General features: G+C 37.1%; 13 protein-coding genes. 2 read left to right on the plus strand and 11 right to left on the minus strand.

Annotated features, from left to right (window positions below; genetic code table 11):
• Positions 1 to 11 precede the first annotated feature (11 nt).
• The 3 genes from LG377_RS08685 to pdhA all read right to left on the minus strand — a co-directional run bounded on the left by LG377_RS08685 (position 12) and on the right by pdhA (position 3,942).
• Positions 12 to 1,682: a 2-oxo acid dehydrogenase subunit E2 gene (locus tag LG377_RS08685; RefSeq protein WP_225744266.1), complete on the minus strand. Its 1,671-nt coding sequence runs from the start codon at positions 1,680 to 1,682 to the stop codon at positions 12 to 14.
• A gap of 173 nt (positions 1,683 to 1,855) precedes the next feature.
• The gene (locus LG377_RS08690) at positions 1,856 to 2,833 is read right to left on the minus strand and encodes an alpha-ketoacid dehydrogenase subunit beta (protein WP_225744267.1); all 978 of its coding nucleotides are present in this window, start codon (positions 2,831 to 2,833) and stop codon (positions 1,856 to 1,858) included.
• 2 nt (positions 2,834 to 2,835) lie between these two features.
• The gene (pdhA, locus tag LG377_RS08695; RefSeq protein WP_225744268.1) at positions 2,836 to 3,942 is read right to left on the minus strand and encodes a pyruvate dehydrogenase (acetyl-transferring) E1 component subunit alpha; all 1,107 of its coding nucleotides are present in this window, start codon (positions 3,940 to 3,942) and stop codon (positions 2,836 to 2,838) included.
• A gap of 486 nt (positions 3,943 to 4,428) precedes the next feature.
• On the opposite strand from pdhA, the gene def reads away from it, so the two are divergent.
• Positions 4,429 to 5,001 (plus strand): peptide deformylase, encoded by a 573-nt coding sequence (def, locus tag LG377_RS08700; RefSeq protein ID WP_225744269.1) that lies wholly within the window; start codon positions 4,429 to 4,431, stop codon positions 4,999 to 5,001.
• Positions 5,002 to 5,079: 78 nt separating this feature from the next.
• Here def and LG377_RS08705 read toward each other — a convergent pair whose 3' ends face one another.
• Together LG377_RS08705 and LG377_RS08710 are read right to left on the minus strand one after the other, a co-directional pair.
• A complete protein-coding gene (locus tag LG377_RS08705; RefSeq protein ID WP_225744270.1) occupies positions 5,080 to 6,417 on the minus strand; it encodes a DUF1576 domain-containing protein in 1,338 nt (445 codons plus the stop codon).
• A 195-nt stretch (positions 6,418 to 6,612) separates the two neighbouring features.
• Positions 6,613 to 7,392, minus strand: coding sequence for a Cof-type HAD-IIB family hydrolase (locus LG377_RS08710; protein WP_225744271.1), 780 nt, complete (start codon positions 7,390 to 7,392; stop codon positions 6,613 to 6,615).
• Positions 7,393 to 7,805: 413 nt separating this feature from the next.
• On the opposite strand from LG377_RS08710, the gene rnjA reads away from it, so the two are divergent.
• Positions 7,806 to 9,476, plus strand: a complete 1,671-nt coding sequence (gene rnjA, locus LG377_RS08715) for a ribonuclease J1 (RefSeq protein WP_225744272.1) — start codon at positions 7,806 to 7,808, stop codon at positions 9,474 to 9,476.
• A gap of 47 nt (positions 9,477 to 9,523) precedes the next feature.
• Here the strand turns inward: rnjA and LG377_RS08720 are convergent, their stop codons facing one another.
• The 6 genes from LG377_RS08720 to mltG all read right to left on the minus strand — a co-directional run bounded on the left by LG377_RS08720 (position 9,524) and on the right by mltG (position 14,557).
• Positions 9,524 to 10,156 carry a response regulator transcription factor gene (locus tag LG377_RS08720; RefSeq protein ID WP_225744273.1) on the minus strand — a complete coding sequence of 211 codons (633 nt, stop codon included), beginning with the start codon at positions 10,154 to 10,156 and terminating at the stop codon, positions 9,524 to 9,526.
• Positions 10,153 to 11,211 (minus strand): sensor histidine kinase, encoded by a 1,059-nt coding sequence (locus LG377_RS08725; protein ID WP_225744274.1) that lies wholly within the window; start codon positions 11,209 to 11,211, stop codon positions 10,153 to 10,155. The genes LG377_RS08720 and LG377_RS08725 overlap by 4 nt, the downstream gene beginning before the upstream one ends.
• Positions 11,208 to 11,945 (minus strand): cell wall-active antibiotics response protein LiaF, encoded by a 738-nt coding sequence (gene liaF, locus LG377_RS08730; RefSeq protein WP_225744275.1) that lies wholly within the window; start codon positions 11,943 to 11,945, stop codon positions 11,208 to 11,210. Before liaF ends, LG377_RS08725 begins: the two co-directional genes overlap by 4 nt.
• A gap of 152 nt (positions 11,946 to 12,097) precedes the next feature.
• On the minus strand, positions 12,098 to 12,571 hold the full coding sequence (greA, locus tag LG377_RS08735) for a transcription elongation factor GreA (protein WP_225744276.1): 474 nt from the start codon (positions 12,569 to 12,571) through the stop codon (positions 12,098 to 12,100).
• 178 nt (positions 12,572 to 12,749) lie between these two features.
• On the minus strand, positions 12,750 to 13,385 hold the full coding sequence (udk, locus tag LG377_RS08740; protein ID WP_225744277.1) for a uridine kinase: 636 nt from the start codon (positions 13,383 to 13,385) through the stop codon (positions 12,750 to 12,752).
• Between the two features lie 89 nt (positions 13,386 to 13,474).
• Positions 13,475 to 14,557: an endolytic transglycosylase MltG gene (gene mltG, locus LG377_RS08745; RefSeq protein WP_225744278.1), complete on the minus strand. Its 1,083-nt coding sequence runs from the start codon at positions 14,555 to 14,557 to the stop codon at positions 13,475 to 13,477.
• Between the last annotated feature and the right edge of the window lie 44 nt (positions 14,558 to 14,601).

The raw sequence follows: 14,601 nt of genomic DNA on the forward strand, positions 1-14,601 counted from the left end.
TAACTTTCACCTTAGCCTTCCATTAATAGTAAATCTGGGTCTGCCAATAATTTTTTCAATTCGTTCATTGCTGCTTGTCCTGTCGCACCATCAATAATACGGTGGTCGAAAACAAGTGACAATGGAAGCATTGGAGCCGCTACGATTTCACCTTCAGCGTTAACGATTGGTTTCTTGAATGAACGTCCTACACCTAAAATCGCCACTTCTGGGTGATTAATGATTGGTGTGAAGAACTGACCATTTACAGAACCGATATTAGAGATTGAAATAGATCCATCTGCCATATCGCTTCCTTTAAGTTTTCCTTCTTGTGCTTTAGAAGCCAAGTCATTGATTTCGTCAGCGATATCAAATACTGATTTAGTATTCGCATCTGAAACTACTGGTACGTATAGACCTTGCTCTGTATCAGCAGCGATACCGATGTTAAAGTAGTTTTTGTAAACCACTTCATCAGTAGTATCATCAATTGATGCATTCAGGGCTGGGTATTTTTTCATTACTGAGATCAAAGCTTTAACAACGTATGGTAAGAACGTTAATTTAGTTCCTCTTTCAGCCGCGATTGCTTTAAATTTCGTACGGTGAGCGATAACTTTAGAGAAGTCTACTTCGTCAAACAATGCAACTGAAGGAATTGTTAACGTGCTGTTAACCATTGCTTTAGCGATCGCTTTACGAGTTGTACTCATTTTCTCACGAGTCTCTTCATCTGCACGACCAGATTTAAACGGTTTAGCATCAGCTGAAACAGTTTTAGATGATCCTGTAGATTTAGAAGCAGATGCTTTAGCAGTAGACTGAGTAGCTTCTTCTTTAGCAGACGAAGTTTCTTCAGTTTTCGCAGCAACAGATCCGCCACCTGATATAAATGTATCGATGTCTTCACGAGTAGTACGTCCGCCTTTACCAGTAGCTTCTACAGCACTGATATCAACATCTTTTTCACGAGCATATTGACGAACTGACGGCATTGCAAGAACGCGTCTATCAGGGTTTGAAGTTTTAACAACTTGTCCAGAAGTTGCAGCTTCAGCTCCTGCTGGATCTGTTTTAGCAGTTCCAGATTCAATTGAAGAAGCATTAGATTCTGAAGAATCTTCAGATTCGTGACCTTCTGCACTAATTTCAACAATTGGATCTCCAACTGCTGCAACAGTACCTGGTTCTACCAAGAATTTCTTGATTGTTCCATCAACCGGTGATGCTAATTCTTCTACTGATTTATCGTTTTGAATTTCGGCAATTGAGTCGCCTTCTTCTACTGTGTCTCCTTCAGAAACTAACCAGCTGACGATTTCGCCTTCTGCCATTCCTTCTCCAACATCTGGAAGTTTGAATGTGAACGTACCTGTAGATCCTTTAGATTCAGTTTTAGCTTCTGCTGGTTTTTCTTCAGCTTTCTCTTCAGCCGGAGCTGCAGCTTCTTCTGATTCGTGACCTTCAGCGTCGATTTCAACAATTGGATCTCCAACTGCTGCAACAGTACCTGGCTCAACCAAAAATTTCTTAATTGTTCCATCAACTGGTGATGCTAATTCTTCTACTGATTTATCATTTTGAATTTCAGCAATTGAGTCGCCTTCTTCTACTGTGTCTCCTTCAGAAACTAACCAGCTAACGATCTCGCCTTCTGCCATTCCTTCCCCTACATCAGGGAGTTTAAATGTAAAAGCCATGTTTGCGCTCTTCCCTTCTCGTTTATGATTATTCAATCATCTGTTTTCTAACTACGTTGATCAATACATACAACAATAGGAAGAAAAAACAATACAGATGCTCGAGATACTGAACTAGTTTTTCTCCTTTTGTTGATAGATCAATGCTTAAAATACCGATCTGATTGATTTAATTAAAAGTTTACAGCTTCATTGATTGCTTCAGAAATATCGTCAGCACTTGGTAACCAAGTATTTTCAGCTTGACCAAATGGATAAATTGTATCAGGTGCAGATACAAATCCAATTGGTGCTTCAAGTGAAAGTACAGAACGTTGAGATACTTCAGAAATTACAGTGTTACCCACGCCAGCTTGACGTTGAGCTTCTTGAACCATAACCATACGACCCGTTTTTTCAACTGATGCTACGACTGTTTCGTAATCGATTGGTGAAACTGTACGTAGATCTACTACTTCTACAGAAACGCCATCTTTTTCAAGTTTTTCAGCTGCTTTAAGTGCTTCACGAACCATGTAACCATAAGCTACAACTGTTACGTCAGTACCTTCTTTTGCAACAGCTGCTTTACCGATTGGAACAGTATACTGTTCTTCAGGTACTTCATCTCGGAATGAACGATAAAGTTTCATATGCTCAAGGAATACTACAGGATCGTTTTCACGAATTGCTGAAGTTAAAAGTCCTTTAGCGTCGTAAGGGTTAGAAGGAATAACAACTTTCAATCCAGGAGATTGAGCCATTAATCCTTCAAGTGAATCAGCATGCATTTCAGGAGTGTGAACCCCTCCACCGAATGGAGAACGAACAACCACTGGCATGTTCATGTTTCCACCCATACGGTAACGCGTACGAGCGATTTGTCCTACAACTGAATCCATTACTTCGAATACGAAACCAAAGAATTGAATTTCCATCACTGGACGGAAACCTTGTACAGCTAAACCAAATGCCATACCACCGATACCTGACTCAGCAAGAGGCGTATCGTTAACTCTTTCTTCACCATGTTTATCGTAAAGACCTTGAGTCGCACGGAAAACTCCTCCGTTTTTACCAACATCTTCTCCGAAAATCAAGACTTTTTCATCACGAGCTAATTCTTGATCTAAAGCTTCAGTGATTGCTTGAATCATTGTTAGATTCGCCATGCTTATTTACTCTCCTTTGCTTGGTATTTCTCAATCTGTTCAGTAATGTTTTGACCTGGAGCATCAAACATACTTTCTAAGAATTTAGAGATTTTCATTTTTGGAGCTTGATCTGCTTCTTTAGCAGCTTGTTTAACTTCTTCTCTAGTTTTTTCAATCAATTCTTCTTCACGTTCTTCAGTCCATAGACCTTTTTCAGTTAAGAAGTTACGGAAACGGATCAGTGGATCACGTTGTTCCCAGTAATCGAATGATTCTTGTTCACGGTAACGAGTTGGATCATCCCCAGAAGTTGAGTGTGGTCCGAAACGTGAAGTGATTGTTTCAATAAGAACAGGACCATTACCAGCCGCTGCCCAGTCACGTGCTTGTTTAGAAACAGCGTATACTGCTAACGGATCCATTCCATCAACTTGGATACCAGGAATACCTGCTGCTGCTGCTTTTTGAGCTAATGCATTTGCTGCAGATTGTTTCTCACGTGGAGTAGAAATCGCATAGCCGTTGTTTTGGATATAAAATACTACTGGGGCTTTGTAACGTCCAGCAAAGTTCATACCTTCGTAAACATCACCTTGTGAAGAACCGCCATCACCAGTATAAGTGAAAGTAACTTCGTCTTCTTTTCCAGCAAATTTTTGTCCAACTGCGTTACCCATTGCTTGGATATATTGTGCACCAATGATAATTTGAGGTGGAATTGCGTTAAGACCTTCTGGATAGTTGTTTCCTTCAACATTACCTCTTGACCACAAGAATGCTTGTGATAATGGTAAACCGTGTTGGATCAATTGCGGAACATCACGGTAACCTGGATATAGCCAATCTTGTTTCTTGAATGCGAAGTGACTTGCTAATTGAGAAGCTTCTTGTCCCATAGTTGGAGCGTAAAATCCTAAACGTCCTTGACGTGCTAAAGCCATAGAGCGATCATGTAACACACGTGACCACACCATTCTCTCCATTAATTCTACTAACTCATCATCTGATAAATCAGGCATAATGTCTTCATTTACGACTTTACCATCTTTATCAAGAATCTGAACCATCGGAAACGAAGCTTCGATTGAACTTAGTAATGCTTCGTAATCAACTGGTTGCTTTGCCATAGACTATACATTCCTCTCTTTTAGTTAAACTTTTTATTAGTTGAAACAGCTGAAATCAACTGTATCATTTTTCTCGATTCCTCGTTAAATTTACCATGCATCACTCCATTTTGCAAGTCATTGACTCTGAGAATATGTCTAAAAACGTTGATAGAACAAGGTTATAAAGCTTTTTGTGAAAACAAACACTATCGATGTGTTTTTATTCCGCGATTTTAAATACCATTAATTAGTGTTAACGATAGTAATACAGTCTTTTAAACTGTTATATAATATTAATGAATATCCAAGACGTGTTTTTCAACAGTTTCAATCGCTTTCATTTGTGATTTTATTCACTATATCATCCAATGATTAATTTACTGTTTGCTCTAATATTTCAACTGCTAAAGAGTCTATTGTGACGTGCATTTCTTTAATAAAACTGTTAAAATGGTGAAGCTAACTCTCAGAGTAGAAGAATGCTGAATGAAGGAGTGTATTCAATTGATTACAATGAAAGATGTTATCAGGGAAGGTCACCCTACTTTACGTAAAATCGCAAAAAAAGTAGATTTCCCTTTGTCAGAAGACATAAAACAGTTAGCTAATGAACTGTTACAGTTTCTGATCAACAGTCAAGACCCTGAAATTGCAGAAAAATATGAATTAAGAGCTGGTGTAGGTATCGCTGCTCCCCAAGTGAATGTCTCTAGTCAACTTTTAGCTGTTTATTTACCAGCAGCTGATGAAGAATCAGACGAACCCGAATTTAGTAGAATCATGATCAACCCAAGAATCGTGAGTCATTCAGTTCAACAGACTTGTCTTCCTGATGGCGAAGGCTGTTTATCTGTTGATAGAGAAGTTGAAGGTTTTGTTCCAAGACATAAACGCATAACTGTTGAATATGTTGATTTGGATGGTGAAAAACATAAAGAACGATTAAGAGGGTTCCCAGCTATTGTGGTTCAGCACGAAATCGATCATTTGAATGGTGTTATGTTCTACGACCGAATTGATCCAGAAAATCCACTTGCTCTTCCAGACGGAATCGACGTCTTAGGCTCAGGAGAATAGATTAATTATAATAAAGAAGCTGAAAATGATGTTTAACGAACTTTTTGAGTAAAGTTAAACACACCATTTTCAGCTTTTTTAATCTTCTTCTGTTCTAATAGATTCTGCTGGATCGACTGGTTCTCTAATTTCTCTGCGCTGCTCTCTATGGTAATGAACAGCTTCTAATAACGGAATCATTAGCGCAGCTACAAAACCACCTGCAAAACCGTTATTGTAAAGGTTGATTCCACCATGAAGGTAACTCGTATTACTAACAACCGTTAAATGTAATCCACCAGCAACCATTCCCATAACTAGTCCGTATCGACCAGCTATAGGTGCTATCGTTGTTCCAAACAATCCTGCTATGATAACTGAAGTATCACTCATATCGTAATTGTTGAGATGCCCGATCAATGTAACGCCCAACAAGATAGGGATAACATTTTTAAGATGTTTACCAAACGCACCGAACCCTACTACAGTCAGAATGCCCCCAATGACTGGGCCGTTCAGTTCTCCTCCTAACAATAATACGAATCCCAAAGCTATAAACCCTAATAGAGACATATTAATCAGCGTAAGGTTGAACCCATTCTTTTTCACAAAGTCTGAGGATAATTGTCCAGAATGCTTCATCATACGACTATACCCGTTTAATGACCAAGAATTTAAATAGAGCCCGTATACTAACATGACTGTAAATAACGGGAAAAATAATAATGACATCGGCATATTGTTTCCTTTAGAGATTAGTGAAATTGGTTCTATTACGACTCCAGTAGCTCTAAGGATTGAAGTGAAAATTGTACCGACTACACCACTCGAAAATCCAATATTGTATAAACTAAATCCTTTGGTGAAGCCAACAAAATGATGGGCTAATGGTGGCAAAATAAATCCAGCTACAAATCCGGCCGCGCTTCCTAGCAGTACGCCTATGCCTAAAGGTAAGCCGATATTAAATGTGATTTCATTGACAAGTGGTCCTAGCGCTGTTCCAAACAAAGCAGCTAGTAATGATCTTTCGGCAGGTACCTTCGTTACCCAAGCATAGGTGAATGCTCCGACGACAATCGGCATGGAATTATAGAGGTTTTTACCAAAGAATGAAAAAGCCGCAACTGTAAATACAGCGGCAATCAGTGAACCGTTAATTTTGGCTTTGGTTACTTTTATCAAAAGTAAAGCATGCAACGTTAGTATTCCGGAATTAAAAAACGTTGCGCCCACGTTGGCAAGTTCGAAATAGTCAGTCATTAAGTTGGATGCAGCTGTAAGAATAATTGCCTGACCTTTAATAATTTCAAAAGGTGTATTGAAAACAAATGAAATGAGCACCAGAAATATTCCAAATGATATGAGCATCCAGTATTGAGTATTTTGAGTGATCTGACGAGCTGAAGTAGCAACTATTTTATTGTTTGTTTCCATGAACATCTCCATTTCTAAATCAAATACAATTTCTGTAAACCGCTTTATTTAATAGAATAGTAAAACTAATTATATCGAATGACTAGACTAGATTCAATATCTTAATTAAACGCGCTAAATTGTACCTGTTTAGAAAGGAATAAAATTTCTTGAAATAACTGAATAAGAATTTTTTAAACGAACTTTTATTGATTGTTAAATCAGCTCTAATTCTTTTAAAGCTTTGTAAATTCCGTCATCGTTGTTCGAGGCCGTAACCATATCGGCCACTTCTCTAACAATACTTTCTCCATTCCCCATAGATATGCCTAGTCCAACATTTGCTATCATTTCATAATCATTAAGTCCATCACCAAAAGCTATAACGTCTTCTTTTTCAAACCCTTTTAAAGCAGCCATTTTTGCTATTGTCTCAAATTTCGAACCATCTGCTGGAAGAATATCCACACCAGACTCGTACCATCTTACAAACCTGAATTCAGGAAACTGCCCTTCTTCATATAGATGACTCTCTTTTTCACTATAAAAAATCAATGCTTGAATTAAATCATGATTTTCATAGAACGATCGATTAGCATCTGGAACTGGGAAGCCGACATGCTTCATTCCTGAACTGACTGCTTCACTGACCTTTTCGCTTCGTCTTTTAAGTTCTTTAGCGGTTTCGTAAATCATCTGATGATCGTTCTTATCCGCAACTTTGATCAACCGTTCTAAAGCCTGCTCATCCAGAGGATTAGAATAAACTTCTTCGTGATGGAAAAAACCAGCAGCACCGTTACAAACGATATAATTGGGTACGTTAAGTTCATCGATCAACTCTTTTGCCATCAATGCATTTCTACCTGTTGCAATGGCTACTTCGTGACCATTTTCTTGTAAAGTCTTGATTGCCTCTCTAGTACTGCTCAAAATCGTTTTTTCATCTGTTAAAAGCGTGCCATCTATATCGAAAAAGATCATTTTTTTAGTCATTGTCCGTCTCCTTAAATTCTTAGCTCTATTTGTCTTTACTCTGCTAGTGTAACCCGTGTAATCCATTCCACACAACTAGGAATATTAAAATGAACAGATCAGTGATTGGATTAAATTAAATCACCTTGTCAGACTCTGTTTTCATGAGTTCGCTTCTTCTATACTTATTGTTTTGAGTATGGTAGAATTATACTAACCGTTGGCTGAAATAGGCCAACTCATCGGACGGATATTAAAAATGAAAAATGAAAACTCGAGCCATGTCATGATCGAACTATACTCAAAGTGGCTTTTTTTCATAATATGCAAAAAGACTTGGTTAACCTAGTCTTCACTGTATTCGTTTGTTCAAGCTTACGTTCAAACGTCAAATATACAATCTGATTGAAAACAATATTAAAAGGAGATTTTTGATGAAACCGAATATTAAAAATAATGAAGCTGCTATTTTTGCTTTAGGTGGTTTAAATGAAATTGGTAAAAATACTTACGGAGTTCAGTTCCAAGATGAAATTATCTTGATCGATGCTGGTATCAAATTCCCTGAAGATGATCTTCTAGGTATTGACTATGTTATTCCGGACTATTCTTACATCATTGAAAACAAAGACAAGATTCAAGGACTATTCATTACGCATGGTCACGAAGATCACGTTGGAGGAATTCCTTTCCTTCTTAAACAGCTAAATATTCCTATTTATGCTGGCAAATTAGCTTTAGCCTTGATTCGTAACAAATTAAATGAACATCAACTACTACGTTCTGCTGAGCTTAATGAAATCAATGAAGATACAGTCGTAAAATTTAGAAAAACGTCTATTTCATTCTTTCGTACGACACACAGTGTTCCAGAATCATACGGTATAGTTGTAAAAACACCGAATGGTAACATTGTCCAAACAGGTGATTTCAAATTTGACTTTACACCTGTTGGAGAACCTGCTGATTTGCATAAAATGGCTAAAATCGGTGAAGAAGGCGTCTTGGCGTTACTTTCTGACAGTACCAACGCTGAAGTTCCCAACTTTACAAAATCAGAACAAGTTGTCGGAGAGTCCATTCAAAGCTTGCTGAAAAAGATTGACGGTAGAATTATTTTCGCTACCTTCGCTTCCAATATCTCTCGAGTGCAACAAGTGGTCAAAGCTGCAAACGAAACAGGTCGTAAAATAGCCGTTTTTGGACGTAGCATGGTAACTTCTTTAGAAACAGGACAAGAACTTGGCTATATTGAAGCTGAGGAAGGTACTTTTATCCATCCTAATGAGTTAAAACGATATAAGGACAATGAAGTGCTGATTTTATGTACTGGGTCTCAAGGAGAACCAATGGCTGCTTTAAGTCGTGTTGCAAATGGTACACACCGTCAGATCACGATTCATCCAGGAGATTCAGTGGTATTTTCTAGTTCTCCAATTCCGGGTAATACAGTTAGTGTAAATAGAGTCATTAACCAATTGCTAGAAGCTGGCGCTAACGTTATCCATGGTAAAGTTAACAATATTCATACTTCTGGTCACGGTGGTCAAGAAGAACAGAAATTAATGCTTCGCTTGATGAAGCCTAAATTCTTTGTTCCTATTCACGGAGAGCACCGTATGCAACGTATTCACGCTAAATTAGCCCAGCAAACGGGTGTGCCTGAAGACAATTGTTTTATTCTTGACAATGGTCAAATTGTTGCTTTCACAGAAGATTCTGCTAGACGCGCTGGAGAGTTTAATGCTCAAGACGTTTATATTGATGGTAGCGGTATTGGTGACATCGGAAATGTCGTATTAAAAGACCGTAAATTATTGTCTGACAACGGTCTTGTTGTTGTCGTTGCAACGATTGATACAGATAAACGAACGGTTCTTGCAGGTCCAGACATCATTTCAAGAGGGTTCATTTACATGAGAGAATCTGAAAAACTGATTCAAAGTGCTCAAAAAGTTGCTTTTGAAAGTATCCAAAGATCTTTTGAGTTCAAACAAGTGAATGAATACAAAATGCGTAACGATCTGATTGAAGATATCAAACAGTTCTTATTTGCTGAAACAGAACGTAAGCCTATAATATTGCCAGTAATCTTAACTAAATAAATTAGTCAACAGCAAAATACCCGGCGGGCATGCCCACCGGGTATTTTTTATTCTACTAAATCATGTCTAAAGGCATAAATTGCGGCTTGTGTGCGGTCCTCTACTTGAAGCTTGGATAAAATATTCGATACATGTGTTTTTACAGTTTTTAGTGTGATGAAAAGCGTGTCTGCAATTTCTTGGTTAGAGTATCCTTGAGAAATCAGTTGGAGCACTTCTTTTTCTCGATTCGTCAATTCATCATGTAAGATCAATTTACCCTTGTTATTTTCATGTTCTATCAGTTTTTCTGTAACTTCTGTCTCAAAGTAAGGATCGCCGTTGTATGTACATCGTATGGCTTCTGCTATTTCACCAGCTGAAGAAGTTTTAAGAAGATACCCTGAGGCCCCCGCCTCCATAGCTGGAAAGACTTTTTCATCATCGATGAAGCTGGTCAGAATAATTATCTTAGCTTCCGGCCACTCATGGAGAATTTTTTGAGTAGATTCAATTCCATCCATTACTTCCATTACTAAATCCATTAGTATAATATCTGGCTTTTCTTTTATTGCAATCTCGTATCCTTGAAGCCCATCTTCTGCCTCACCAACAACCGTCATGTCTTCCTGTATCGAAAAATATGATGAAAGTCCTAGACGAACCATTTGATGGTCATCAATTAATAATAGTCGTATCATTTTTCTCCTCCTGCTACAATTGGAATACTAATTTCAATACTAGTACCTTTTTCTGGAAAAGAGATGATTTTGACATCTCCACCGATCCCATTAATTCTTTCGCGAATATTTTCCAGACCATAACTTCCGGATTTTTTATGACTCATATCGAAACCGACCCCATCATCAATCATTCTAAGCAAAACAGTTTCATGTACCCTTTTTAGGTAAACTTCTAATTCTTCAGCTTTTGCATGTCTTAATACATTGGAAAGTAATTCTTGAACAATTCGGAATAAATGATCTTCAATACCATGTGCCAGTCTGACGTCTTCGATTTCAAAACGAATCTCTGTATTGATTTTAGTGCATAATTCTTTAAGTAATTGTTCTACACCTTGCTTTAAGGTTTTTCCGTCCAATTTAACTGGTCTAAGATGTAATAGCAATGCTCTCATCTCTGTTTGAGAATCATTAATGATTTTTTCAATTAAATTTAATTGAGTGCTGAATTTATCATCCAATTCATCCGATTGCTGGTTAACAGCACTCAACATCATCGAGGCCGCAAAAAGTTGCTGACTTACAGAATCGTGCAACTCTCTAGCAATTCTATGACGTTCATTCTCAAGAATTTCAATTTTTGTCTCATTACTCATCTGTGTTGATCTCTGACTGGCCATAATCGCTTCTTCTGCCATTCTCATCAATTTTTCGTGAAGCTTAATAAATTGACGATCAATTTCTTTATTTACCTGTAGTGGTGTGTCTAAAGAATACATATCAAGAAAAATTGAAGCGGAATAATGGCCTTTTGACATCATTTTAAGTCCTTCTTCGACTTTCTTGAGTTTCTTTCGTTCGTAAGATTTCATATAGGCTAACATGACAAAAGTCAAAAAAACGGAAAAAAAGAATAAATAAAAGATCAAAGGAAATCCTTGAAATCGATACTGAAAAATCATATAAAACCAATCTTCACTTGTATACGTAAAGCAGATAAACAATGTGAACAAGAAAATCATGATAAAGAATAGAAAAAAGTACTTGGAGAATTCAGTCGCAGTGCGTTTCATATAAAGATCACCTCAACTTCTCCAATTAAAGCGTTCAATACAATCTTGATCTTTCTGGAACTTTCCGGGTAAGTCGCTGACTGCCATTTCAATGTTTCATTCTTTAAATCTAAATGATCGTTCCCAATTTTAACTTTCCCAAGTAATACAGAAAGATCTAATGATACACCAACTTCTTCAGGAATCAGTAGTTTAGTATCGCCCAGTACTTTTCGAATCATAACGATATTTTCCTTTTTCGGAAGTATGGTATTTCCTAGATCGATCACTGTGTCACCCATCGCTTTAGAAAAATTGATATCATCCCATTCGTAGATATCATATCCTATTGAATCGTCCCCAAACCATTTTTTTCTAGATAATTTGACCGTTTCTTCTTGTTCTTCTTTGAAATGGAAAGAAACATAATCTTTTTCTCTCCATTTTGGTTGTTTTTTAGTTAAAGGATCCTTTATAGTCTTGAACATCTTATGATCCTCTCCAACTTTAAAGATAAGCAGTACAATCAAAATCACCCAAGCTGCACTCGTGAAGAATATAGATAGCAAAAACAATATGAGACCTAACCAGAATAGATTTTCTTGTTTATGATTTTTTTTAAATAATTTATCTGGAAAAATCATTAAAAATAGCCCAAGTAAAAATAGAACTAGAAGTGATCCGCTCGTAACGATATCGTAAAGCAACCAGATACCTAGTAGCCCCATAACCAGTTTGAATAATGGATGATTCATTTTGCATGCTCCTCAAGATTGATGTAACTACAGTATAATGGATAATTGATCATACCGCACTACTACAGAGGAAAAATCAGTCTTAAGTATGAGTAGAAAAAGAAAAAAAGAACAAAAGACAACTCACATCTTTTGTTCTTCTGGTATTTTATTTAGAATACTTTTGTGATTTCTACTGTCATTGACCCACCTGGAGTACTGATTTCAACTTTTTCTCCAACTTTTTTACCAAGAAGAGCTTGAGCAATTGGCGATTCATTTGAAATTTTTCCAGAGAAAGGATCTGCTTCTGCTTTACCGACGATTGTGTATTCTTCATCGATACCATTTGGTAGTTCTTTGAAGATAACTGAACGTCCTAAAGATACTTCATCTGTTTTTGACTTAGAATTATCAATGATCTCGGCGTTTGTCAGCATGTGTTCAACTGTACTGATTCTACCTTCAATAAAAGCTTGCTCATCTTTAGCTGATTCATATTCAGAATTCTCTGATAAATCTCCGAACCCTCGAGCAATTTTTATTCTTTCTACAACTTCTTTTCTTTTGACTGTTTTTAGTTCTTCTAATTCATTTTCCAAATTTTCTTTACCTTCTAAAGTCATTGGATATACTTTTTCTGTCATCACGTGCTTCACCCCATAATATATTCGTTAAAATCTGATCAAACAAGTATTCCGGATATAAACTAACCCTTACTATATCGATTCAAACACAATGCTCGGAATCTCAATGGAATCAAGATACCACGAACTTAACATCTTGTAAAGCGTTTTTTTATTAAATACCCCTTGAATAATTTGCTTAAAGAGAGCGTTTTTTGAAAATCGTATCAATTTTAGTTGTCATCAAATCTATCGCAACTTGATTTCTTCCACCTTCAGGTATAATGATATCTGCATTCTTTTTAGTAGGTTCAATAAATTGCGCATGCATCGGTTTCACAACAGTAAGATATTGTTCAATAACTTGGTCTAATGTACGTGCGCGCTCTTCGATGTCTCTTTTAATTCTTCTAATAATTCTAATATCGTCATCTGTATCAACATATACTTTGATATCCATCATTTCTCTAAGTCTTGGGTCTTCTAGTATCAAGATCCCTTCAAGTATGATGACTTCTTTTGGATCCTGAACGATCACTTCGCTACTTCTAGTGTGTTTAGTGTAATCATATACAGGCTTTTCGATGGTTTCATAATTAACGAGTTTGTTTAGATGCTCGATCAATAGATCTGTATCAAATGCGTAAGGATGATCATAGTTTGTAGCAAGTCTTTCTTCAAAGTCGAGATGATCCTGATTTTTGTAGTAGGAATCTTGCTCTAACATCATAATCGATCTACCAGGAAAATGATTAAAGATTGCTTGACTCACGCTTGTCTTTCCACTACCTGAACCGCCTGTGACACCTATTACTATTGGTTTTGTTTTTTTCATAATGAATTTTCCTCTCGATTGAACACGCTCATTTACAGAGGTAGTCCGATTTTCTCAATAAAAGCACTGAGCCCAGAAGGCTCAATGCTTTAATTTAATTCTTCTCGTAACTCTAAGTGTTGCTGATACGTTTGCGAGAAATAAACTTCTCTCGTAGATAGATCTGCTATAAAGTAGTAGTAATCCGTTTCAGCTGGATAAACACTCGCTTTTATAGAATCTTCTGCCGGACTGTTAACCGGGCCTGGTCCTAACCCTCTATGTTGATAGAGATTATAGGGAGAGTCCGTTTCCAGATCATCATAAGTGATTCTTTCCTGGTGCTCTCCTAAAGCGTAGGTCACACTAACATCAGTTTGAAGTGGCATATCAATTGCTAAGCGATTATAGAATACACCCGAAATCACTTCGCGATCTTCAAAAGTGATTCCTTCTCGCTCTATGAAAGATGCCATCGTCAGAATCGCATGAACGGTTGTTTCTTGTTCTTGAATATCTGAATAATACGTTTCTATAACCTGGTCCATTCTAGAAAGCATCTGAGTGACGACGGCTTCCAGTGTCGTATCATCGTTAAACTCATATGTTGCAGGATATAGATAGCCTTCTAAAGCATATATGGTCTCTTCTCTCGCTTCATATGCAATTGTTAGAAGCTCAGGAAATTCTTCAACTTTTTCTTGAAGAAAAGTTTCGCTTTTGATCAAATCAAAAAATTCTTTTTCTGTGAAATCAGTCTGATCATCAATAACTACAGCAATTTGCTCGATTGTATATCCTTCTGGTATCGTTAATCTGCCAGCTGATTCCTCTGTTATAGGTGAGCCACCTTCTTTCAAACTCTGAACAATTTCATCTGAAGACAAAGCAGGCGAGAATAGATAGTATCCTGCTTGAAATCCTTGTTCACCATTAAATCTAAGGTGGTAATTAAATACAAACGCACTATTTATGATGCCTTTCTCTTCTAAAATACGAGCAATATCTGTTCTAGAAGATCCAATTGGTATCTCAACAGGTATCTCTTCATTACTTTCTGGGTCTAGAGGTTCTAGAGAAGAAGTATAGTAGTGATAACTTGAAAACCCTAGAATCACAATCAAAACGATTAATACAGCCACGATACTCAGTACGATTTTGCGCACAGTATGTGTAGATTCCTGGTCTGGCATATTTGAACCATTCCTTTTCAAAAATGTTTATATCTGTTCTATTA

The sequence above is a fragment of the Marinilactibacillus sp. Marseille-P9653 genome, assembly GCF_916618885.1.
Taxonomy (GTDB): domain Bacteria; phylum Bacillota; class Bacilli; order Lactobacillales; family Carnobacteriaceae_A; genus Marinilactibacillus.